The sequence below is a fragment of the Micromonospora sp. NPDC049523 genome (assembly GCF_040676775.1).
GTDB lineage: Bacteria > Actinomycetota > Actinomycetes > Mycobacteriales > Micromonosporaceae > Micromonospora_G.
Genome location: NZ_JBFAPP010000010.1, coordinates 26,214 through 46,864, shown reverse-complemented (window position 1 = coordinate 46,864; position 20,651 = coordinate 26,214). Strand labels below are relative to the sequence as shown.

Below are 20,651 nucleotides of genomic sequence, written 5' to 3'. Positions count from 1 at the left end.
GGCATCACGACAGCCGCATTGGCTGCTGTCGACGCGCCGGGCTACAGTCATCGCGGACGCACACCACCGGGAGAGCCGCCGTTCGGGTCGCGGCTCCCGTGTGGTCGTCCGATGAAGTTGTGGCTTGCGGCTCCCTTCCGATGGAGGTCAGGTGAGGTCTCCGACGGCGGGTGGCGGCTTGCGCCGGACCACCACCGGAGCGGTGCGTGGCAAAACGTTCGCAGCCCGGCCGGTAACGAAACTGAACGAATCCTTGAGACCCTCGACCAGCGGAGTTCAGAGCCGGTGGCGCGGTGGTCCTACGGGCGCGGGGGCGATGCCGTGGAACTGCGGATACTCGGCGAACTACAGATCATCGGCGCGGGCGGGCCACTCGAACTCGGCCCGCTGAAACAGCGACTGGTCCTGGCCGCCCTGGCCGTGGACGCCGGCCGGTCCGTACCGCCCGAGGTGCTGATCGACCGGGTGTGGGACGGTTCCGCGTCGATGGACGCGCGGGGCGTGCTCTACACGTACATCACCCGGATCCGGCGGTTGCTGTCCACCGCGGACACCGGTGAGGGCACCCCGATCACGCTGGCTCGACGCCCGTCCGGTTACCTCCTCGGCGCGGCAAGCGGCCGGTTCGACCTGCACCGGCTGCGTACGCTCGCCGAGCAGGCGAACGAACTGGGACCGGAGGACCCGCGGCGGGTACGACTACTGCGCGAGGCCGTCGACCTGTGGCGCGGCGACCCGCTGGACGGGTTGCCGGGTGACTGGGCCGCCCGGGTACGGGAAGGTCTGCGGCAGCAACTGCTGGGGGTGCTGCTCGACTGGGCAGACAGCGAACTCCGGCAGGGCCGCCCCGGACCGGTCGCCGACCGGCTCGCCCGGGCGCTGGAGCGCGATCCGCTCGCCGAGCCGGTCGTCCTGCACCTGATGCGGGCGCTGCACCTCGGCGGTCGCCGCGCCGAGGCACTCGACCAGTACGCCCGTACGCGTGCCCTGCTCGCCGAGGAACTGGGCGTGGATCCCGGCGCCGACCTGCGGAAACTGCATCAGGAAATCCTGCACGACGAGCTTCCCACCCGCTTCTCGGCGACAACCGTCGAACCGGTGACACCAGCGGTCACAGTGCCGCCGGCCGCCGAGCCGAACCCGTGGCAGAACGACGAGGTAGCCGATCCGGCGGGACCGGGCTGCCAGCTTCCGGCCGCGCTGCCGGACCACACCGGATGCGAGACGGAGATCGCCGAGGCGCTCACCCTGCTGGCCGGGCCGGAGCGGGCCGCGACCCCACGGCCGCCGCTGATCCTGGCCGGACCCGGCGGTGTCGGCAAGACGTCGTTGAGCATCCGGTTGGCCCACCTGCTGCGGGACAGCTATCCGGACGGTCAGATCTTCGTCGGGCTCGAAGGCCGGCGTGGTGACCCCGCTGGCGCCCTCAACCAGGTGCTGCGTGCCCTGGGCGTGTCCAACGTCCAGCAGTTGCGCACCCTGGAGGAGAAACTCGGGCAGTACCGGGCCGCGCTCAGCGGTCGCCGCATCCTGATCGTGCTCGACTCGGCGGTGAGTGGCGAGGAGGTGCTGCCGTTGGTCCCCGGTGCGGTGGGCAGCGCCCTGATCGCGTCGAGCCGGGCCCGGCTGACCACCATCCCGGGTGCGCACCACCTTGAGCTGCAGATGTTCCGCGACGACCAGTCCCTGGCGCTGCTCGGGCGGATCATCGGGGCGGAGCGACTCGCGGCCGAACCGGAGGCCGCCCGTACGGTGGTCGAGATGTGCGCCGGCTTGCCGCTCGCCCTGCGTATCGCCGGTGCGCGGCTGGCGGCCCGACCGCACCGACGGATCTCCCGGCTCGCCGACCGGCTACGTGACGAACGCGGGCGACTTGACGAGCTGACCGCCGACGGCCTGGCGGTACGGGCAAGCGTCGCGGTCGGCTACCGTGGCCTCAGCCCCGCGGCGCAACGGGTGTTCCGGCTGCTCGGGTTCATGGACTCGCCCAGCTTCGCCGACTGGCTCGCCGCGGCGCTGACCGGCGAGACGGTGGACGCGGCCGAGGAACTGCTCGAACAGCTCGTCGACGCCCGGCTGGTGGAGGTGGCCCAGGACCCGGTGTACGGCATCGTCCGCTACCACATGCACGACCTGGTACGGCTCTACGCCCAGGAATGCGCGGTCCACGAGGACACCGACGAGGCCCTGCACCTGGCGGTCGCCCGGGTGCTGCGGGCGGCCACGGAACTGTGCGAACGGCTTGGGGAACGGCTGCCCCACGCCGTACCGCCGCTGTACCGGCAGCCACCGATACCGGTCAGTCTGGAGTCGTACGTGCTCGCCGCGGACCACCTGCGGCCCGGCTGGCTCGACGCGGAGGGCCCCGGCCTGGTCGCGGCGGTGGAGCGGGCCGCCGAGCTGGGCATGGACGGCGCCTCGTGCGCGCTGGCCGACGCGCTGGTCTTCGCGTCGTTCGCGGTACGCAACGACTTCGTCGGCTGGGACCGTACCCACGCGGCGGCGCTCGGTGCCGCCCGCAAGGCCGGTAACCGGGTGGCGCAGGCCGTCATCGAGTGCGGCATCGCGCTGTTGCGGTACAAGGAGGACCGGTTCGCCGAGGCTGAGCGGTACTTCTCCTCCGCGATCACGCTCTTCGACGGGGCCGGACACCAGCCGGGTGCCGCCGCCGCACGCAACGGACTGGGCTCGGTGTTGCGCGAGGTGGGTCGGCACCCTGAGGCGATTCCCCTGCTGGAGGCGGCCGCCGTCGCCCTCACCCGGCACGGTGACGAGGACGGCGCCGCACACGCCCTCTACGGTCTCGGGCACTGTCACCGGGAGCGGGGCGACGACGCCCGGTCGATCGAACGGCTGGAGCAGGCGATCGACCGGTATCGCGCGCTGGACCACTGGCGGGGCGAGGCGATCGCGCTCCGGGGCATCGGCCTGGTGCACCGCGCACACGGCGACCTGGAGGCGGCCGAACTCTGGTGCTCCAGGGCACACGACATGGTCAGCAGCAGGGCTGACACGCATCTGGCCTGCTACACCGAGCAGGCGCTGGCCAAGATCTGGCTACGACGTGGTGAGACGGACCGGGCCAGGGAACCGCTGGAACGCTCCCTGACGGCGAGTCATCGGCTGCACGATCGGCTGGGGGCGGCACTGGTACGGCGGACGATCGGCGAGATGCACCTCGCCGCCGGCCGACTCGACACCGCCCACGACACGCTTCGGTTGGCGTACGGCGCCTGGCGCGAACTGGACCACGACCTCGGCCAGGCGCGGACGCTCCGGGACCTCGGCGCGGTGCACGCGCTACGCGGTGACCGGGACGCCGCCCACGCCGCCTGGGACGAGGCCCGGTCGACGTTCGAGCGTCTGGGTACCCGGGAGTCCGGCGAAGTGGACGGCTGGCACCTGCGTTGGAACTGCCCGTGCGACCTGACGCGGCCCGGTCCGGGGCACCGTTCGGGCCTGGCCGGGGTCGTCTGAACGCCACCCGACCGGCCGTTCAAGGTTTGGTTCAGCTTCGCGAAAGGCGCTCTTCCTACCGTCGTGACCGGACCCGGGCAGTGCCCCGGAGGGACTTGACGACGAGATGCGAGGCGACCATGAGGACCCGAGGCGCTACCGCCGTACTGGCAACCACGTTGGCCCTGACCGCTGTGATGTCGGGGTGTTCCCGTTCCGACGAGCGGCGCACCGCGCAACCGGTGCCGCCGGTCGTCAGCGGGAGCCCGACCGCCACCGCCTCGACACCGCCGCGGGTGCTGGTCGAAGACAGCGGTGCGCCCGTGGCCCCCGACGGCGCCGCCCCGGCCGACGTCGGCGGAGTGGGCGGGGCAGGCGGTCCCGGCGGACCGTCCGAGCAGCGCGGTGGCGATCACACGACACCTACCGCGCCACCGGCACCGACCGCACCGGTGGCCGACGACCCGTCCTGCGCTCTCGCGGTACTGCTGCCGGCGACCCGGGCGGTGGTCGACGACCGGGCGGCCGGGGTGGCCGTCGACTCCGTCGAGGTGTTCGGCTGCCGGAACGCGTACGCACGGCTGATCGCACTGCCCGCGCAGGACACCGACGTGATCCCCACCGACCAGGTCTTCCTGCATCTGGTGGGCGGAACCTGGCGCCTGGTCGGCCGGGTGGCGGCGGGCGTGGACTGCGGCGACGACGGTCTACCCACGCAGATCGCCACTGCGTGCGCGGCCCTGTCCCGCTAGGCCGTCGGGCCGGCGGTGACGGGGCGGACCGGTAGGCCGTCGGGCCGGCGGTGACGGGGGCGGACCGCTTCGGGCGCCGGTGACCATTGTCGCCGGCTGCCCGACCACCCAGCTCACGGGCCACGCTCTAGCGCGGCTGCCAGGCGTCCGGCCGAGTGGTCAGCTTCCGTACGTGGGCGGGCATCCGTCCGCTGACCAGTTCGGCCAGGCTCACCTCGTCGACCACGTCGCGTACCGCCGCCCGTACCGCCACCCAGAGGCGGGGCAGGTTCTCGGCGGCACCGTCGTACTGGGTTTCCTCGGGGCGCAGCCCGCGTACGCCGGCAAGGGGACCGTCGACGGCGCGCAGGATCATCCCGACGCTGACCTCGCGGGGCGGGCTGGCCAGGGTGTAACCGCCCTCCGCGCCGCGCTGCGCCCGTACGATGCCGGCCCGGCGCAGGTCGGCCAGCACCGCCTCGAGGAACTTGCGCGGCATGTCCTGCTGCTGGGCGATGGCCTGGGCCGACATCAGCGACGGGTACGCCGAGGCGAGACTCAGTGCCGCCCGGACCGCGTAGTCGCCGCGCGCTGAGATTTGCACGACACCATCATGCCTGCGGACGCTGTTGAACAGGCAACAGGCTCGCGCTAAGTGCGCACGTGCGCGTGCGGCGGCATGGCGACCAGGGGTGCGGATGCCACCGGACGCTGCCCCGGGACCCGCTGCTGGCCCGGCTGCCCGGTGCCGATCCCGGCGCCACCACTACCGTCGGCGCCGGTTCCGGGGCCGGTTCCGCCGCCCGTGCCGCTGCCGGCGGCCGGTGGCCGCGCACCGATCGAGCTGCCGCCGATCGGAGCGCCGTCGCTCGGACCGCCGCCGATGGGGGTGCCGTGGGCCGGGCCGGTGCCGGTCGGGCTGCCGTCGATCGGGATGGCGCGGTCGAGGCCGGCTCGGAACGTACCCGGGCTCTGGCCCACCTCGCGCTGGAAGAACCGGCCGAAGTTGGTCGGCTCGGGAAAGCCGAGCGTCCGCCCGACGTCGGCGATCGGTTCCTCGGTCGCCGCCAGCAGCCGCCGGGCCTGCAACGCCACCCGGTCGTCGACGAGCTGCTTGGCGCTGCGCCCGGTCGCCGCCAGGCAGGCGCGGGTCAGCGTACGCACCGAGCAGCCCAACCGGGCCGCGTAGTCCTCCACCCGCCGGCTGGTCCGGTAGTGCTCCTCGATCTCCCGGCGCAGCCGCCGGTACGTGGTGGTCGTCTCCGAGTTCGCGGCCGGTGCTTCGGCCCCCGCCTCCAGGTCGGGCAGCAGGGCGAGCCGGAGCAGCAGTACGGCGAGCTGGTGGCGGAGCAACTCGGCGGCGAGCGGACCGCCGCCGTGGCGCTGACAGTCGACCACGAGCTGGCTCACCTCGTTGATCACCGCGTCCTGGTCCTCCCCGGCAAGCTGCCAGTGGGTGGCGCCGAACGGGTGGCCGCTGGCGCCGTCGGAGGAGACCCGGGCCAACGCGTCACCGGCCCAGCAGATCACCACCGCGTCCAGTCCGGTCGAGCCGTCGGCGCGGACCAGTTGTCCCGGCCGGACCAGGATCAGCGTCCCGGGCCGGCACTGGTACGTACGGAAGTCGACCTCGTACGTTCCGTGCCCGACGGTCACCAGGATCAGCACGTGGTGGTCGAGCAGAACCGGCCGTCTCCGCCCGGGATCGACCGACAACTCGCGCAGCGTCGTGGTGCCGATGCCCGCCCATCCCGGTACGGGAGCGGACCCGGCCGTGTCGGGGGAAGTCTGACCGAAACGGACCATCCGCCTGACGGTAGCCGCAGCTCAACCGCCGCGCATCTGCGCACGCCGAGGCGTGACTGATCGATTTGGGCGGGCTGACCGGATGGGACCAGCACGGAGCCGGCCGGCGCGACTCGTCCTACGGCGGGTCGGGGCCGGCTCGCCGGCGGCGGCGATTACTGACCGGGCGTCGGGTCGTCGATGCCGTACACCTTCAGTTCGCGGACCCGGCGGGCCTCGAAGGCGGCACCCGCGCGCTCCAGCAGGTCGGGGTCGTCGTCGACCGCGAACTGCGGCAACACGTCGGTCTCCTCCACCTGGACGTGGTGGGTGACGGCATCGGCGAACTCCCGCGACGTCTCCTCGAACTGCCGGCTGTCCGGGTCGCAGGACCGCAGCGCGTCCAGTCGCTCCTGGGCCGGGCCGAGGTCCGGGATCTCGGGCGCCGGTCCCGCCGCCGCGTCGGCCGGTTTGGTCGCCCCGGCCAGCAGGGGATAGACCTCCTCGGTGGCGCTCCGGTGGGCGGCCAGCCGGGCGGCGACCTCGTCCACCACCGCCACCCGGTCGACGTCGGGGTCCCGCAGTTGATGGAGCAGTTTCTCCAGCACCCGGTGGTCGGACTGGATCAGGCTTACCGCGTCGGTCATGGTTCTCATCCTCCTGGAGCCCGGGCAGTCGCGGGGTACCCGCGCCCAGCCGAGGTCAAACGGCCGACGACAGCGGACATCGACGTCGATCGTTGACCGTTGCGGCGGCGGATCGGTAACGTGACCGCAGTCCGGGCTGGACGAGCGCAGCGGGAGCGCGCCCTTCGGGCGATGGCTGTCCGCACCTCGCTTTCACCGTCCGCCGCGCCCGTACGGGTGCCGGAGTCTCGGGAGTCCGCCCATGCGCCACCGACCCATCCCGCTCACCGTCCCCGGTCGGCTCACCGCGCCCAGCGTGCGCGGTGCCGGCCTGCTTGTCGTCGCCCTGCTCACCACCACCGCCGGTCTGCTACCCGCCGGGCCCGTGACGGCCGACCCCCGGCCCGGCACCCCGTCGGCCGGGGCGAATGCCGTCGGGCCGGCACTGGAGATCGACCTCGGCGCCGACCGGCAGCCGATCAGCCCACACATTTACGGCATGAACTTCGCCGACGAGGCCCTCGCCGACGAACTGGACCTGCCGGTACGCCGGTGGGGCGGGAACGCGACCACCCGTTACCACTACCGCTACGACACCAGCAACCGGGCGTCGGACTGGTTCTTCGAGAACATCGCCGAGGCGAACGAGAACCCCGACGCGCTGCCCGACGGGTCCACCACCGACCGGTTCGTCGAGCAGGACCGGCGCACCGGCAGCGACACCGTACTGACCGTGCCGCTGATCGGCTGGGCACCGAAGGCCCGCGACGGCTCCTGTGGCTTCTCGGTGGCGAAGTACGGGGCGCAGCAGCGTACCGACGAGTGGCGGCCGGACTGCGGCAACGGACTGCAACCGGACGGCACCCCGGTCACCGGCAACGATCCGCTCGACACCAGCGTGCCGGTCGGCGCCGACTACGTACGCGACTGGATCGGGCATCTGACCAGCAAATACGGCACCGCGGCCGAGGGCGGGGTCAAGTTCTACAACCTGGACAACGAGCCGGACATCTGGCACTCCACCCACCGTGACGTCCACCCGCTCGGCGCCGGCTCGGTCGAGCTGCGGGACCGGGCGTACGAGATCGGCGCCGCGGTGAAGGCGGCCGATCCCGGTGCGGCCACCCTCGGTCCGGTCGGCTGGGGCTGGAGTTCCTGGGACTACTCGGGCCTGGACCAGGAGACCTGTGGGCGTACCGGGTGCTGGGCCGACCCGCCGGACCGGGCGGCGCGCGACGGCCTGCCGTTCACCACCTGGTACCTGCAACAGATGAAACGGTACGAGGACACCCACGACCTACGGGTGCTGGACTACTTCGACATGCACTTCTACCCGCAGGCGTCGGGGGTGGCGTTCGGCAACGGCTCCGACCCGGCCACCAACGCGCTGCGGCTGCGTTCCACCCGCGCGCTCTGGGATCCGTCCTACCTGGATGAGAGCTGGATCAACACCCAGGTACGGCTGGTGCCCCGGATGCGCGAGCTGGTGGCGGCGAACTACCCGGGCACGAAGACGGCGATCACCGAGTACAACTGGGGCGCCCTGGACCACATCAACGGCGCCCTGACCCAGGCCGACATCCTCGGCATCTTCGGCCGGGAGGGGCTCGACCTGGCCACCCTCTGGGCGCCGCCGTCCGCCGACCAGCCCGGTGCGTACGCGTTCCGGATGTACCGCAACTACGACGGTGCCGGCGGCCGGTTCGGCGACATCGCCGTACGGGCCGGCAGCGCCGACCGGGACCGTCTCTCGGTGTACGCGGCCGAGCGCTCCACCGACGGGGCGCTGACCGTGATGGTGGTCAACAAGAGCGGGGTCGAACAGGCGAGCACGGTTTCGCTGCGCGGACGGACGGCCAGTCACGCCCAGGTCCACCGGTACGCCTCCACCGACCCGACCTCGATCGTGCGGCTGCCGGACCAGCCGATCCTGATCCCGCCCCCGTACGCGGGCGCACCGTCGGGGGTCCTCAACCACACGTTCCCGGCCGACTCGGTGACCCTGTTCGTGGTGGAGAAGCCACCGCCGGCCGTCCTGCCCGCCCTGGCCGTACGGCACCAGAACGTCGACTGGGCGCCGACCGACAACCAGCTCAAGCCGGTGCTGTTGCTCGACAACGTGGGCGGGGTGCCGGTGGAGCTGTCCCGGCTGACGTTGCGCTACTGGTTCACCCGTGAGGGCGGCACCGCACCGATCAACGTGTGGTGCGACTGGGCCGAGGTCGGCTGCGCGAAGGTCAGCCGACGGGTGGTCCCGCTGGCGGTGGCCCGTGCCGGCGCGGACGGTTATCTGGAGGTGGGCTTCACGCCGGGGGCCGGGACGCTGGCCGTCGGCGCGGGCACCGGTCCGGTCAAGCTCCGGCTGAGCCGGGCAGACTGGGCCGCGTTCACCGAGGCGAACGACCACAGTTGGTTGCCGGCGGCACCCGGTTACGCCGCGAATCCGCGGGTCACGGTCCATCTCGACGGGGTACGGATCGCCGGCACGGAGCCCTGACGGGTGGGTGCCGGGCCCTGAAGGGGCCGGTACGAAGCCCTGCCGGGGCCGTGCTCGGATCCTCGGCTGGCAGGGGCGCGGTGGCACCACCGGGGCACGGTCGGACCCGAGGGACGGGCGGGTCCGGAGGGGTTGCCCCGGTGGCGGCACCGCGACTAAGTTACCGAACAGTATCGGATGAGTTAGGGATGTCACAAGAGTGACAAACGGCGATTCCTGGAAGAGGTGCGCATGCCGGGGTTGTTCGCGGTCGAGGGGAAGGCGGTGCTGGTCACCGGCGGCTCCCGGGGGATCGGGCTGATGATCGCCCAGGGCTTCGTCGAGGCCGGGGCGCGCGTGATCGTCTCCTCCCGTCGGGCCGACGTCTGCGACGAGGTGGCGCGGCGGCTCTCCGACTTCGGCACCTGCGAGTCGATCCCGGCCGACCTCTCCAGCGCGGACGGGGCGCTGCGGCTGGCCGAGGCGGTGGCGGCGCGGGTGCCGGCGCTCGACGTACTGGTGAACAACGCCGGGGCGACCTGGGGTGCACCGCTCGAGGCGTACCCGGAGAGCGCGTTCGACAAGCTCTGGGCGGTCAACGTCAAGGCGGTGTTCACGCTCACCACCGCGCTGCTGCCGGCACTACGCGGGGCGGCGACGGTCGAGGACCCGGCCCGGGTCATCAACATCGGCTCGATCGACGGCATCCGGGTGCCCTCGATGGAGGTGTACGCGTACTCGGCGACCAAGGCGGCGGTGCACATGTTGACCCGGAGCCTGGCGCACCAGCTGGCGCCCGAGCACATCACGGTCAACGCCATCGCCCCCGGCCCGTTCGAGAGCAAGATGATGGCTTTCGCACTGGATGACCCGAATACCCGGGCCGCGATCGAGCACCAGGTGCCGCTGGGTCGGATCGGTCGGCCGGACGACATGGCCGGGGCGGCGATCTACCTGGCGTCGCGAGCGGGTGCGTACCTGACCGGGGCGGTCATCCCGGTCGACGGTGGGATCACCACCCACGGTTGAGTCGCCGCGCAGCAGGCGTACCGGAACGGTTCGACGCCGCGCGGACTCGGCAGGTCCGCGCGGCGCCGCTGTTGTCCGGGCCGTTGCTCAGCGACCGGCGAGAAGCCGGTTGACCGCGGCGTCGACGTCGAGGTGCTCGCTCTCGCGGCCCCGAGGCACGACCACGTAGGTCCGCCGGAGGAACCTGACCAGAACGCTGCGAGGCACCTCAAACAGGGCATTCCCATCTGGTGAAGAAAGGGCAAGCGCGACGAAGTCCCCCCGCGGTGTGGCCCAGGGCCAGACCCGGACATCGCCAATTCCGGCGGGCTCGTCGAGCCCGGTGACGAGTAGCTCTCGGGCGAAGGACCAACTGACCGCTTCGCCGCCGGCAGATTCGGCATGAAACAGGACATGAACCGCGTACGGGTCGGCTGGGTCGTAGCGCAGACTGGCACGCACCGGCAGCGCGGTGGCATCAGGTGCGACGAGCCTTAACGACGTCTCGACCTCGACTGTCGTCGGTCGGATGACACTCATGGACGTTCTCCCCCCGGCACCGCTGCGGGGCGTACGTGCCCCGCTTTTCCCATCCTCAGGTGATGAACCTGGTTACGCTCCGCCATACGCTGATCTCACCCAGTAGTGGGAAGAGGGTCCCCAAACGCCGTTCGAAATCGAAAATTTAGGTAGGATGTCCAGTTCTACCCAGGTTTCTGATCCCACCCGGCGTCGGGTGGTTCACACGTCGACTCACTCCGGTAACGTCCAGTCGTCCTGTTGAGTGACGGGCCGGGCCGACACTGGCGGTCGAAATGGTCATGAAATGCTCCTCATTGGAGCAATAAACCAGTGATGGTGACCACGATGCTCCCGGTCGAGCGCGGGGGGACACTGGTGGTCGAGGAGCGGAGGAACCACGTGCCCGACGACGAGCGCGTCGCCTACGAGAGTCAGCCCCGGCCGGCCGACGGCGACTCTCTGCTGGCGGAGCGGGAGCAACCGCCGACGGGGCTCCGGCAGCGGGTGCAGACCGCGTTGGAGATCATCCGGGCCAACCCGACCGGCCGGATCGCGCTCAAGATCGTCGTGGCGGTGGTCGGCGCGGTGGTGGTGCTCGTCGGCCTGGCGCTGATCCCGCTGCCCGGACCCGGCTGGCTACTGGTGATCGCCGGCCTGGGCGTCTGGGCAGTCGAATACCACTGGGCCCGCCGCCTGCTCACCTTCACCCGGCGCAACGTCCAGGCCTGGACCCGCTGGGCAACCCGACAGTCCTGGCCCGTACGGCTCCTGCTCGGCGCGTTCGGCCTGGTCTTCGTCAGCGTCGTGGTCTGGCTGTCGCTGAAGTTCAGCCTCGGTATCGATCTCGTCGCCGAGGCGCTCCACTACCTCGCGACGCACTGACCCCGAAGATGCGCGGTGCCGACCGGATCAGGTACAGTCATGCGCGCTGAGGGCGATTAGCTCAGTGGGAGAGCGCTTCGTTCACACCGAAGAGGTCGCTGGTTCGATACCAGCATCGCCCACCAGGTAAGAGGGTATGTCCATTGACGGACATACCCTCTTTTCTTTGCCGGCCGCCGTACCCTCACCTCGGTCCGCCCGTACGCCGGACCCTCCCGACCCCCCCACGGCACGCGTACGCGCATCGGTCGAGCGTCCACCGAGGCGTCAGCGGGCGGTGGGCGTGAGCGCGGTCACCTCGATCGGAGCGGCCATGGCGCGACCGCACGGAACCGCGCGAATACGCAATGCCACGCCTCCGTCGATTCACCCCCGACCCGAGCCGAATCTGCATCCGCTCGACGATTGTCGGATCCCATCCGGGAAGGCGCTCCCTCGACTCGCGCCCGTTCTCCGGGACACTGCTCGCAATGCCGTCCATTCGCGTATTCACGCGGTGGTGGCCGAACGGTCAGCCGCAACCGTCCTGTCGGCGTTCGCATCGGGATCGCCGTAACCCGGGTTGCGGTCCGTCGTTGATCGCCTGAGAAGCGGTGGTACGACGCGCGACCGGGCAGCACCGGCACCCGGGTCGGCAACCGCCGCCACATTCCTCGGCCGTCAGCCGACACTCGTCCGTGACCTGTCCGTCTGGACGATGTGCGAGGTGGGCGACCGGGCAGGTCGAGTGTGTGTCCGTCATCCACACCGGACGCGGCGTGGATGCCAGGTGCCGGCCAACTCGTCGCTGGTGGGTGTCCCGTGCGGGCTGTTCCTACCATCGGAGCAATGGACATCAACCTGGCCGAGGAGTTGCTCCTGCTGGCGTACCAGGACGACGGGTCGCCCGCCCCGGATTCGTCCTGGCTGGACTACGGGCTGGCCGGTGCGGTCCTGGTCGAGTTGGCGGTCGCCGGCCGGGTCGCCCCGGTGCAGGGTCGGTTGCGGGTGGTCGATCCGACGCCAACCGGTGACCAGGTCGTCGACCGGGGGCTGGCCCAGATCGTCTCGGCCCGTACGGAGGTCTCCGCGCAGGACTTGGTCGCCCGGCTACGGGAGGGTCTGCGCGATGCGGTGCTGGACCAACTGGTCGGGCGCGGTCTGCTCCGGCGTACGGAGGAACGGGTGCTGTGGATCTTCCCGACCTCCCGGTACCCGTCGACCTCGGCCGACCAAGCCGTACCCGAGCTCGACGCCCGTCGCCGGCTCGGACTGGCCCTGGACGGCACCGCCCCGCCCGACCCTCGGACCCACGCGCTCTGGTCGCTGGTCTGTGGCACCGGGCTGATCGCGTCGGCCTTCCCCGGCCATCCGCCGGAGGAGGTCAAGCGGCGGCTCGCCGCGTTCGGTGAGCCCCGATGGGGCGACCGGGCGGTACGCGAGGCGCTCGCCGAACTGGAGATCGCGCTGGCCGCGACCACCACCGTGATGATGATGGGCGGCAGCGACTGAGGCGCCGATCAGCCCAGGGGCCGCGACCGCGATCACCGATAACGCGTACGAGGGCGATGCTTTTTGGTATGCGGCTGAGTATGCTGCCTCGATGGCAACCGATCGAGTCACCATCACCCTCGATGCCCTGACCCGCGAGGCGGCGCAGCGCAGCGCCGAAGCCGCCGGGGTCTCCTTCTCCGCCTACGTCAACCGGGCGGTCCGCCGGCAGACCCTGGCCGACTCGATGCGCGCCGAGGCCGCGTACCTGGCGGCGCATCCGGCGGTGCGGGCGGAACTCGTCCGGCACGCCGAGCAGGACGAGGTCGAACGGGGCGTCGCGTACGCGGCGGAGCAGGACAGGGTCAGCCGGACGCGCGCGTCGTGAGGCAGGGCGAGATCCGCCCGTACCGTCCGATCGGACCGCGCCGCGAGCTGTACGTGCTGGTCGTCTCCGCGGACGAGTTCAACACCGACCCGATGTCCCGACCGATCTGCGTCGACGTGGTGCCCGGCTGGCCGGCCTCGGGCATCAGCATCCCGCTGACCTCGATGGACCCGGTCGAGGGGGTGGTACGGGTGGCCACGATCGGCAGCCGGTCGCGGGATGCGTTGGGCGAACCGGTCGGGATGATCACCGGACAGACCCTGGCCCGGGTCTGGGAGGCGTTCCATGTGATCCTCGACCTACCGGGCGGCACCCGCTGACCGTACCGGCGGTTGCTCGCCGGGCGCCCGGCTGCGGTCCGTACGGCCGGTGGCTAGGCTCGCCCACGGCGGGCATGTGTGCCGGCCACGGGCAGCGAGGAGATTCGACATGACCACCCCTGACGGATCGGCCGAGACGGACGTCTGGTTCCCCCACGACGAGGGCCAACTGTCGGCGGACGACACGCTGGAGGACCGCGGGCTCGACGACGCCCTCGACGAGGGCTACTCCCCGCCGGAGAACTACCGGGGCTCGACCGCCTTCGGTGTGACCGCCGAGGAGGCGAGCATCGGCGAGTCGCTCGACCAGCGGATCGCCCAGGAGGTTCCGGAGCAGGCGACCCCGTGGGAGCGCCCCGCCCTCCTCACCGACGTCGACGAGGAGGCGCTGTCCCGCGAGGCAGACGAGTTCCTCGACGCCAACGAGGTCGGCGACCTGCGCGCGGGCCGGCTGGTCGCGCCCGACCAGGGACTCGGGCCGGATCTCGAGGGTGAATCGGTCGGCAGCGACGTCGGCATCGACGGCGGTGGCGCGTCGGCCGAGGAAGCCGCGATGCACATCGTCGAGTTCCCCTGACCCACCCTCGGGCGTACCGCCCGGTGTGACGCGGCCCGCACCGTGGTCCGGGAACTCCCGGTGCCGCCGGCACGACCACCTACCCAGGTCAGCGGGGCCGGTGGAAGCGGGGTCGGTGGTGGTGGGTGGTCGGATGACGGTGGCGTGGTCCGGGTTGTCGGTGGGCCGACGGGTCGTGATCCGGGTGGCGTTGCTGGCACCGGTCGCGACGGCCGGCGGTTCGACACCGCTGTGGTGGTGGGTGGCCGGCGCGGTCACCCTGGCCGCCGTCGCCGCCGGCTTGATCCGGGTACGCCGCCGCCGACTGACCGGTACCACCCGATGAGCGGCAACGGCGTACCCGTGACGTCCGCGCCGGCACGCGGTGCCCGGCTGTGGTGGTTGCCCGTGTCGGCCGGTGCGGCGGCGCTGGCGGTACTGGTGCTGGCACTGCGGTACGGCGGCGGGCTGGACGGAACCGTCATCACCGGCCTGCCCGACGCCGGACCGGTCACCCGGTGGGCCCTGCCGATCGTCCGGGTCGCCCTGGACGGGCTGGCCACCGTCACCGTCGGCCTGCTGGTCACCGCGTCGTTCCTGCTCCCCGGCGACGGCCCCAGCGTCTCGCCACGCGGCTACCTGCTGCTGCGCCGGGCCACCGGGTGGGCCGTCGGCTGGGCGGTGGCGGCGACGACCATGCTGGTGCTGACCGTCTCCGACCTGCTCGGCCAACCGGTCGACCGGCTCCGCTCCGCCACCGTGTTCAGCTTCGCCACCTCGATCAGCCAGGGTCGGGCACTCGCCTTGCAGGCCGGGCTGGCGCTGCTGCTGGCCGTACTGTCCCGGATCGGGGTGTCCCGGACGCTGGCCGCGACCACGGCCGTACTGGCGCTGGTCGCGGTGCTGCCGCCGGCGTTCACCGGGCACGCCGCCGGGGCCGGCAACCATCAGCTCGCGGTGACCAGCCTCGCCCTGCACGTACTCGCCGCCTCGGTCTGGGTCGGTGGCCTGGTCGGGCTGCTCATGCTGCGCCGCAGCCGGCTGCTGGCCGATGCGGCGGCCCGCTACAGCCGGCTCGCGCTGGCCTGCTTCGTGGTGGTGGCCGCCAGTGGGCTGACCAACGCCTGGGTGCGGCTGGGCGACTGGGGGCAGCTCTGGCACTCCAGCTACGGCGGGCTGGTGCTCGCGAAGATCGCCGCGCTACTGCTGCTGGGCGGGATCGGCGCCGTGCACCGGGCCCGTACGCTGCCGGCCCTGCGGGCCGGGGCGGGGTGGGCGTTCGGCCGACTGGCCGCCGGGGAGGTGGTCGTCTTCGCGGCCACCTTCGGCCTGGCGGTGGCGCTGTCGCGCAGCCCCACCCCGCAACCGGTGAACCCGCTCGGCCCGGACCCGCTGGTCGAACTGCTCGGTTTCGGTATGCCGCCGGCACCCACCGCCGCCCGGATGCTCGGCGAGGTACTGCCGGACATGTTCTTCCTCGCGGTGACCGCGTTCGGCATCGCCGCCTACCTGGCCGGCGTACGGCGGCTGCGCCGCGGCGGGCACCACTGGCCCTGGTCGCGTACCTGGAGTTGGCTGGCCGGGATGCTGCTGCTCGCCGCGGTCACGAACCTCGGCGTCGCGCGGTACGCGTACCTGCTGTTCAGCGTGCACATGGTCCAGCACATGGTGCTCTCCATGGCGGTGCCGATCCTGCTGGTCGGCGGGGCTCCGCTCACGCTGGCCCTGCGGGCGCTGCGCCGCCCGGCCGACCCTCAGGTGCGCGGGGCCAGGGAGTGGCTGCTGATCCTGATCCACAGCCGGGTGCTGCGGGTGCTGACCCATCCGCTGGTCGCCCTCGGCCTCTACGTCGCCAGCCTGTACGGCCTGTACTTCAGCGGTCTGCTCGGCACCCTGATGCGTTACCACCTCGGGCACCTGGCGATGCTCACCCACTTCGTGCTGGTCGGCTACCTGCTGTTCTGGGTGCTGATCGGGATCGACCCCGGGCGTCGGCGGCTGCCGCAACCACTGCTCGTGATCATCCATTTCGCGGCGATGATCTTCCACGCCTTCCTGGGCGTGATCCTGATGCAGTCGACCACGGTCATCGCCCCCGACTGGTACGGCGTCGTCCATCCGGACTGGGCCGGTTCACTCCTGTCCGACCAGCATCTCGGTGCCGGCATCGCCTGGTCGTTCGGGGAGGTGCCCGCTGCGATCGTGATGATCCTGCTGGTCCGGCAGTGGATCCGGGCGGACGAGCGGGAGCAGGCGCGACTGGACCGGGCCGCCGACCGGGCGCAGGCCAGCGGCGAGGAGGACGAGCTAGCTCGCTACAACAACTTCCTGGCCGAGGCCGCCCGCCGGGAGGGCCGCGGACCGGGGAGTTGACCCGAGTCGGCGATGAAACGGGCGCGGTGCGGCGGGTAGCTGCTCAGGCGGCGCGGTGGTCGTGGTGACGAGCGTGGGCGGGGCCGGGGTGGTTGCGTACCAGGCGCAGCGGTGGCACGGGGGCGTTGGGCTCGTCGGGGTCGAAGCTGGCCCGCCAGCGGGAGGGGCCGGGCTCGCGCCGTCGCGGTGGCTCGCCGGGATCGAGCGCCGGCCGGGTCAGCACGAGGATGATCACGTAGCCGGCCAGGATGAAGCCGTGGCTGAGGATCCGGCTGACGTCCACCCGCCCGACGATCATGTCGTTCGCGGAGAGCAGGGTGAGCACCGCGACGAAGGCGGTCAGCGTGGGCAGGATGCCCACCGGCCGGGTACGGCGCAGCGCGATCCAGCCGAAGCCGGCACCGATCGCCACGTTCCAGGCCGCGGACTCGTGCCACAGATGGTTCGGCGGCACGGTGGTGCCGGCGAGGTTGTGCAGGTGCTGGGTGCCCGCGATGCCGGCGATCTGTGCCGCGCCGAGCACGAACTGCACCCCGCCGAGTACGCCGAGCAGGATCCGCAGCGTGATGGCGAGCCGGAGCCGGCCCGGACCGGGTGCCGCCGCGAGCAGACGCTCGTCGAGTACGGGCACCGTGCCGACCAGACTGGTACGGGCCAGCCGGGTCACCGAAGCGGCAGAATCAACCCAAGACTGGCATTCCTGGCATTCTCCGAGGTGCGCCTCCAGGACGTGCCGCTCGGCGGGATCATCCTCGCCGTCCAGCCACGCCGAGAGCGCCTCCCGGTACTGTTCACACCCCACACCCATATTGTCGGTCCCCGGATCCGTCGAGTTCCCATGGAGCTGCCGCAACCCTAACCGCGGTGGCACAGGTTAACCTTCCAACATGCCTGCGACCGGGTCCGACGACGACGAGATCACGCGCTGGGCGTTGGCCGCGAAGGCCGGCGACCGGACCGCGGCGGGTGCCTTCATCCGGGCCACCCAGCATGACGTGCATCGTTTCGTCACCCACCTGATCGGGCACGGCGACGCCGAGGACCTGACCCAGGAGACGTACCTGCGGGCGATGCGGGCGCTGCCCCGGTTCGCGGCCCGGTCGTCCGCGCGTACCTGGCTGCTGGCGATCGCGCGCCGGGTGGCGGCCGACCACATCCGGGCACTGGTCCGCCGCCCGCGCACCGCCGAGCTGGCCGACTGGCAGGGGGCGGCCGACGCCGCCAGGGCCGGTCAGGGAGGCGGCTTCGAAGAGGAAGTCGTGCTCGACCAGCTGCTCCGTACGCTGCCGCGCGATCGGCGGGAGGCGTTCGTCGCCACCCAGGTCGCCGGGCTGAGCTACGCCGAGGCGGCCGAGGTCTGCGACTGCCCGGTCGGCACCATCCGGTCCCGGGTGGCGCGAGCGCGGGCCGATCTGGTCGCCGCGATGCGGGCCCAGGGCGGCCCGGACGACCACGTACGCGTCACCGGCTGAGACTTCGCCGGCTCACCTCCGTCACCAGCGCGGCGTTCCGCGATGGCCCGCGTCCATCGAAACCCGATGACCGCATACATCGAAGATCAACGAAATGCGGTGGCAACATCATTTCGCTTCGCCGGTAACAGTCGGCGCAGAGACTCGGCGTCCCACGGATCTTGAAAAAGGGGGACGTATGAGCCACCACACGCAACCCGCCCTGAACCGGCGCGGCTTCCTGCGGGCGGTCGGTGCCAGCGGCGGAGCGGGCGCGATGCTCGCGACCATGGGCGCGCTGGGACTCGCGCCGACCGCCGCGTCGGCCGCGCCCGCGTTCCGCGCACCTGAGCGATCCGACTTCCACCTGACCGGCCGCGGTGCCGCGCGCGTGGTCATCCTCGGCGGCGGCATCGCCGGCCTGGCCACCGCGTACGAGCTGGGCAAGGCCGGGTACGACTGCACGATCCTGGAAGCGCGCGCGGTAGCCGGCGGACGTAACCGCACCATCCGCGGCGGCGACACCGAGACCGACCTGGACGGGCACACCCAGAAGGCGAAGTTCTCCTCCGGCACCTACCTCAACGCCGGGCCCGGCCGGCTGGCGCAGTGGATGGTCACCCTGGACTACTGCCGCGAGCTCGGGGTGCCGATCGAGGTGTTCACCAACGCCAACGCCGACGCCCGGATCTACAACGAGGCGACCGGGATGACCTCGGCCCAGCGCTACCGCACCGCCAAGGCCGACGTGTACGGCTACGTCTCCGAACTGCTGGCCAAGGCGACCGACCAGGGAGCACTGGACGCCCAGCTCACCGCCGAGGACAAGACCCGCCTGCTGTCGTTCCTACAGAGCTTCGGTGCGATCGGTGGGCGTACCAGCGGGTTCGCGTACACCGGCACCAGCCGGCGCGGCTACGCGGCCTATCCGGGCGCCGGCAACGACGCCGGCACCCTGCTCGGCGCCCCGCCGCCGCTGTCGGACGTGTTCGCCAGCAACGTCGGGCGATACTTCTCCTTCGAACTCGGCTACGACCAGGCGATGCTGATGTTCCAGCCGGTCGACGGCATGGACGCGATCCCTCGGGCGCTCAGCCGCGCGGTCGGCAACCACCGGATCCGGCTCGGCGCCGAGGTCACCGGCGTGACCAACCGGGGCCACGAGGTGGAGGTGACCTACCGTCAGGGCCGGCACGAGAAGTCGATCCGGGCCGACTACTGCGTGGGGACGCTGCCGCCGAACCTGATGGCGCGGGTGCCGCACAACCTGGGCGCCAACGTGACCGCCGCGCTGGCCAGCTTCCCGGTCACCGCCTCCGGCAAGATCGGTCTGGAGTACCGCAGCCGCTGGTGGGAGACGGACGAGCGGATCTACGGCGGCATCACCGAGACCGACCTGGACCTGTCGCACATCTGGTACCCGTCGTACGGCTTCCACGGCAAGCGGGGCCTGATCGTCGGTTACTACAACACGGGCGCGAACGCGCGGACGTACAGCGCGCTGACGCCGCCGCAGCGCGAGGCACGGGCGGTGGCCCAGGGCGTGAAGATCCACGGGGAGAAGTACCGCAGCGAGCTGGCCACCTCCTTCTCGCACGCCTGGGACCGTACCCGCTACCTGGAGGGCGCCTGGACCTCACCGCCGCACGGCACCGCCGGCTACAACCTGCTGCTCCAGCCGGCCGGGCGGGTCTACTTCGCCGGTGACTGGCTGAGCCACGAGACGGCGTGGCAGCACGGCGCGTTCGTCTCCGCCCGGTCGGTGGTGACCGCGCTGCACCAGCGGGTGATGTCGAGCTGACCCGACACCGTCCCTCCCGGACGTGGGACCGGGAGGGACGGGTTCGTGGCCGCCGGGCCGGCCGAGGCAGGAATTGCCTCCCGGCCCGGCGCCCGCGCGTTCAGGTCAGCCGCTGCCGGGCCCGTTCCAGGTGCGCTTCCATCGCCGCGTACGCACCATCCGGATCACCCTCGGCGACGGCCGCCGCGATGTCCCGGTGTTCGGCGACCGTCGCGCTGCCCAGCGGGGCAGTGTAGCGGCGCCGGAACAGGTGCAGGTGGCAGTGCGTACGGGCAAACGCGCGCAGGAGCTGGTGGTTGCCGGCCAACTCGGCGATCTGGCGGTGGAACCGGTCGTCGTGACCGGCGAGGTCCTGGTAGTCGGCGTAGCTCTCGCCGGCCGGCAGCGTGCTGACCGAGTCCACTTCGGCGCGTAGCCGGTCCAGGCCGGCCTCGTCGCGTCGCTGTGCCGCGCGGGCGGCGGCCCAGGGCTCGATCAGGCCGCGGAACTCGAACAGGTCGTCGACCTGGGCCGGGGTGAGGATCGGGGTGACCGAGTAGCCCCGCAGCGGTTCCTTCCGGGCGAGCCCCTCGGATTCCAGCCGGACCAGCGCCTCCCGGATCGGGGTCGAGGAGACCCGCAGGTCACGGGCGAGCTGGTCGATGCTGAGGCGGCCCTGGGGCGGGATCACGTGGTCCATGATGAGCCGCTTGATCGCCTGGTAGACGTCCTCGGTCAGGGTCTGCCGGGCGGGCAGGGGGACCAGTACGGCGGGCCCGGCCGGCTTTCCCGCATGGTGCACCGGAGCATTGACCATCGATGTCTCC

At 71.8% G+C, this 20,651-nt stretch carries 19 protein-coding genes and 1 tRNA gene; 14 read left to right on the top strand and 6 right to left on the bottom strand.

The features are described 5' to 3' along the window. The first annotated feature begins 321 nt into the window (after nucleotides 1-321). Both AB0J90_RS17425 and AB0J90_RS17420 read left to right on the top strand, forming a co-directional pair. Nucleotides 322-3,477, top strand: coding sequence for a BTAD domain-containing putative transcriptional regulator (locus AB0J90_RS17425; protein ID WP_363596928.1), 3,156 nt, complete (start codon nucleotides 322-324; stop codon nucleotides 3,475-3,477). 119 nt (nucleotides 3,478-3,596) lie between these two features. Beyond that, nucleotides 3,597-4,208, top strand: coding sequence for a hypothetical protein (locus AB0J90_RS17420; protein ID WP_363596926.1), 612 nt, complete (start codon nucleotides 3,597-3,599; stop codon nucleotides 4,206-4,208). Nucleotides 4,209-4,335: 127 nt separating this feature from the next. Here AB0J90_RS17420 and AB0J90_RS17415 read toward each other — a convergent pair whose 3' ends face one another. From AB0J90_RS17415 to AB0J90_RS17405, 3 genes are all read right to left on the bottom strand, one after another. After that, nucleotides 4,336-4,791: an Rrf2 family transcriptional regulator gene (locus AB0J90_RS17415; RefSeq protein WP_363596924.1), complete on the bottom strand. Its 456-nt coding sequence runs from the start codon at nucleotides 4,789-4,791 to the stop codon at nucleotides 4,336-4,338. 47 nt (nucleotides 4,792-4,838) lie between these two features. After that, nucleotides 4,839-5,993 (bottom strand): AraC family transcriptional regulator, encoded by a 1,155-nt coding sequence (locus AB0J90_RS17410; RefSeq protein WP_363596922.1) that lies wholly within the window; start codon nucleotides 5,991-5,993, stop codon nucleotides 4,839-4,841. A 155-nt stretch (nucleotides 5,994-6,148) separates the two neighbouring features. Further along, nucleotides 6,149-6,619, bottom strand: coding sequence for a hemerythrin domain-containing protein (locus tag AB0J90_RS17405; protein WP_363596920.1), 471 nt, complete (start codon nucleotides 6,617-6,619; stop codon nucleotides 6,149-6,151). A gap of 241 nt (nucleotides 6,620-6,860) precedes the next feature. Between AB0J90_RS17405 and AB0J90_RS17400 the strand changes: the two genes are divergently transcribed. Together AB0J90_RS17400 and AB0J90_RS17395 are read left to right on the top strand one after the other, a co-directional pair. Next, complete coding sequence (locus AB0J90_RS17400; protein WP_363596918.1) at nucleotides 6,861-9,095, top strand: glycoside hydrolase family 44 protein; 2,235 nt, start codon at nucleotides 6,861-6,863, stop codon at nucleotides 9,093-9,095. 231 nt (nucleotides 9,096-9,326) lie between these two features. Continuing rightward, entirely contained in the window at nucleotides 9,327-10,103 is a 777-nt protein-coding gene (locus AB0J90_RS17395) for an SDR family oxidoreductase (RefSeq protein WP_363596916.1), read from the top strand. A gap of 87 nt (nucleotides 10,104-10,190) precedes the next feature. On the opposite strand, the gene AB0J90_RS17390 is transcribed toward AB0J90_RS17395, so the two are convergent. Continuing rightward, nucleotides 10,191-10,622: an SsgA family sporulation/cell division regulator gene (locus AB0J90_RS17390; protein WP_121159322.1), complete on the bottom strand. Its 432-nt coding sequence runs from the start codon at nucleotides 10,620-10,622 to the stop codon at nucleotides 10,191-10,193. Nucleotides 10,623-10,949: 327 nt separating this feature from the next. Between AB0J90_RS17390 and AB0J90_RS17385 the strand changes: the two genes are divergently transcribed. From AB0J90_RS17385 to AB0J90_RS17350, 8 genes are all read left to right on the top strand, one after another. After that, the gene (locus AB0J90_RS17385; RefSeq protein WP_363596914.1) at nucleotides 10,950-11,486 is read left to right on the top strand and encodes a TIGR02611 family protein; all 537 of its coding nucleotides are present in this window, start codon (nucleotides 10,950-10,952) and stop codon (nucleotides 11,484-11,486) included. Between the two features lie 50 nt (nucleotides 11,487-11,536). Then, nucleotides 11,537-11,611, top strand: a tRNA-Val gene (locus AB0J90_RS17380). A 703-nt stretch (nucleotides 11,612-12,314) separates the two neighbouring features. Continuing rightward, nucleotides 12,315-12,977, top strand: a complete 663-nt coding sequence (locus AB0J90_RS17375) for a GPP34 family phosphoprotein (RefSeq protein ID WP_363596912.1) — start codon at nucleotides 12,315-12,317, stop codon at nucleotides 12,975-12,977. A gap of 91 nt (nucleotides 12,978-13,068) precedes the next feature. Next, nucleotides 13,069-13,344, top strand: a complete 276-nt coding sequence (locus tag AB0J90_RS17370; RefSeq protein WP_363596910.1) for a hypothetical protein — start codon at nucleotides 13,069-13,071, stop codon at nucleotides 13,342-13,344. Further along, the gene (locus AB0J90_RS17365) at nucleotides 13,341-13,664 is read left to right on the top strand and encodes a hypothetical protein (protein ID WP_363596908.1); all 324 of its coding nucleotides are present in this window, start codon (nucleotides 13,341-13,343) and stop codon (nucleotides 13,662-13,664) included. Before AB0J90_RS17370 ends, AB0J90_RS17365 begins: the two co-directional genes overlap by 4 nt. 109 nt (nucleotides 13,665-13,773) lie before the next feature. Continuing rightward, nucleotides 13,774-14,241: a DUF5709 domain-containing protein gene (locus AB0J90_RS17360; protein WP_363596906.1), complete on the top strand. Its 468-nt coding sequence runs from the start codon at nucleotides 13,774-13,776 to the stop codon at nucleotides 14,239-14,241. A 133-nt stretch (nucleotides 14,242-14,374) separates the two neighbouring features. Continuing rightward, entirely contained in the window at nucleotides 14,375-14,566 is a 192-nt protein-coding gene (locus AB0J90_RS17355) for a hypothetical protein (RefSeq protein ID WP_363596904.1), read from the top strand. After that, nucleotides 14,563-16,593, top strand: a complete 2,031-nt coding sequence (locus AB0J90_RS17350; protein ID WP_363596902.1) for a cytochrome c oxidase assembly protein — start codon at nucleotides 14,563-14,565, stop codon at nucleotides 16,591-16,593. The genes AB0J90_RS17355 and AB0J90_RS17350 overlap by 4 nt, the downstream gene beginning before the upstream one ends. A 43-nt stretch (nucleotides 16,594-16,636) precedes the next feature. On the opposite strand, the gene AB0J90_RS17345 is transcribed toward AB0J90_RS17350, so the two are convergent. Continuing rightward, a complete protein-coding gene (locus AB0J90_RS17345; RefSeq protein WP_363596900.1) occupies nucleotides 16,637-17,401 on the bottom strand; it encodes a zf-HC2 domain-containing protein in 765 nt (254 codons plus the stop codon). Nucleotides 17,402-17,480: 79 nt separating this feature from the next. On the opposite strand from AB0J90_RS17345, the gene AB0J90_RS17340 reads away from it, so the two are divergent. Together AB0J90_RS17340 and AB0J90_RS17335 are read left to right on the top strand one after the other, a co-directional pair. Beyond that, complete coding sequence (locus AB0J90_RS17340) at nucleotides 17,481-18,065, top strand: sigma-70 family RNA polymerase sigma factor (RefSeq protein WP_363596898.1); 585 nt, start codon at nucleotides 17,481-17,483, stop codon at nucleotides 18,063-18,065. Nucleotides 18,066-18,243: 178 nt separating this feature from the next. Beyond that, entirely contained in the window at nucleotides 18,244-19,845 is a 1,602-nt protein-coding gene (locus AB0J90_RS17335) for an FAD-dependent oxidoreductase (RefSeq protein ID WP_363596896.1), read from the top strand. A gap of 100 nt (nucleotides 19,846-19,945) precedes the next feature. On the opposite strand, the gene AB0J90_RS17330 is transcribed toward AB0J90_RS17335, so the two are convergent. Further along, nucleotides 19,946-20,641 (bottom strand): GntR family transcriptional regulator, encoded by a 696-nt coding sequence (locus AB0J90_RS17330; protein ID WP_363596894.1) that lies wholly within the window; start codon nucleotides 20,639-20,641, stop codon nucleotides 19,946-19,948. Between the last annotated feature and the right edge of the window lie 10 nt (nucleotides 20,642-20,651).

What these genes read in the sequence shown, in the direction of transcription:
- AB0J90_RS17420 (WP_363596926.1), top strand. Translation starts at nt 3,597, where the DNA reads ATGAGGACCCGAGGCGCTACCGCCGTACTGGCAACCACGTTGGCCCTG.
- AB0J90_RS17410 (WP_363596922.1), bottom strand. Translation starts at nt 5,993, where the DNA reads ATGGTCCGTTTCGGTCAGACTTCCCCCGACACGGCCGGGTCCGCTCCC.
- AB0J90_RS17405 (WP_363596920.1), bottom strand. Translation starts at nt 6,619, where the DNA reads ATGACCGACGCGGTAAGCCTGATCCAGTCCGACCACCGGGTGCTGGAG.
- AB0J90_RS17400 (WP_363596918.1), top strand. Translation starts at nt 6,861, where the DNA reads ATGCGCCACCGACCCATCCCGCTCACCGTCCCCGGTCGGCTCACCGCG.
- AB0J90_RS17395 (WP_363596916.1), top strand. Translation starts at nt 9,327, where the DNA reads ATGCCGGGGTTGTTCGCGGTCGAGGGGAAGGCGGTGCTGGTCACCGGC.
- AB0J90_RS17390 (WP_121159322.1), bottom strand. Translation starts at nt 10,622, where the DNA reads ATGAGTGTCATCCGACCGACGACAGTCGAGGTCGAGACGTCGTTAAGG.
- AB0J90_RS17385 (WP_363596914.1), top strand. Translation starts at nt 10,950, where the DNA reads ATGCTCCCGGTCGAGCGCGGGGGGACACTGGTGGTCGAGGAGCGGAGG.
- AB0J90_RS17375 (WP_363596912.1), top strand. Translation starts at nt 12,315, where the DNA reads ATGGACATCAACCTGGCCGAGGAGTTGCTCCTGCTGGCGTACCAGGAC.
- AB0J90_RS17370 (WP_363596910.1), top strand. Translation starts at nt 13,069, where the DNA reads ATGGCAACCGATCGAGTCACCATCACCCTCGATGCCCTGACCCGCGAG.
- AB0J90_RS17360 (WP_363596906.1), top strand. Translation starts at nt 13,774, where the DNA reads ATGACCACCCCTGACGGATCGGCCGAGACGGACGTCTGGTTCCCCCAC.
- AB0J90_RS17355 (WP_363596904.1), top strand. Translation starts at nt 14,375, where the DNA reads ATGACGGTGGCGTGGTCCGGGTTGTCGGTGGGCCGACGGGTCGTGATC.
- AB0J90_RS17350 (WP_363596902.1), top strand. Translation starts at nt 14,563, where the DNA reads ATGAGCGGCAACGGCGTACCCGTGACGTCCGCGCCGGCACGCGGTGCC.
- AB0J90_RS17345 (WP_363596900.1), bottom strand. Translation starts at nt 17,401, where the DNA reads ATGGGTGTGGGGTGTGAACAGTACCGGGAGGCGCTCTCGGCGTGGCTG.
- AB0J90_RS17340 (WP_363596898.1), top strand. Translation starts at nt 17,481, where the DNA reads ATGCCTGCGACCGGGTCCGACGACGACGAGATCACGCGCTGGGCGTTG.
- AB0J90_RS17335 (WP_363596896.1), top strand. Translation starts at nt 18,244, where the DNA reads ATGAGCCACCACACGCAACCCGCCCTGAACCGGCGCGGCTTCCTGCGG.
- AB0J90_RS17330 (WP_363596894.1), bottom strand. Translation starts at nt 20,641, where the DNA reads ATGGTCAATGCTCCGGTGCACCATGCGGGAAAGCCGGCCGGGCCCGCC.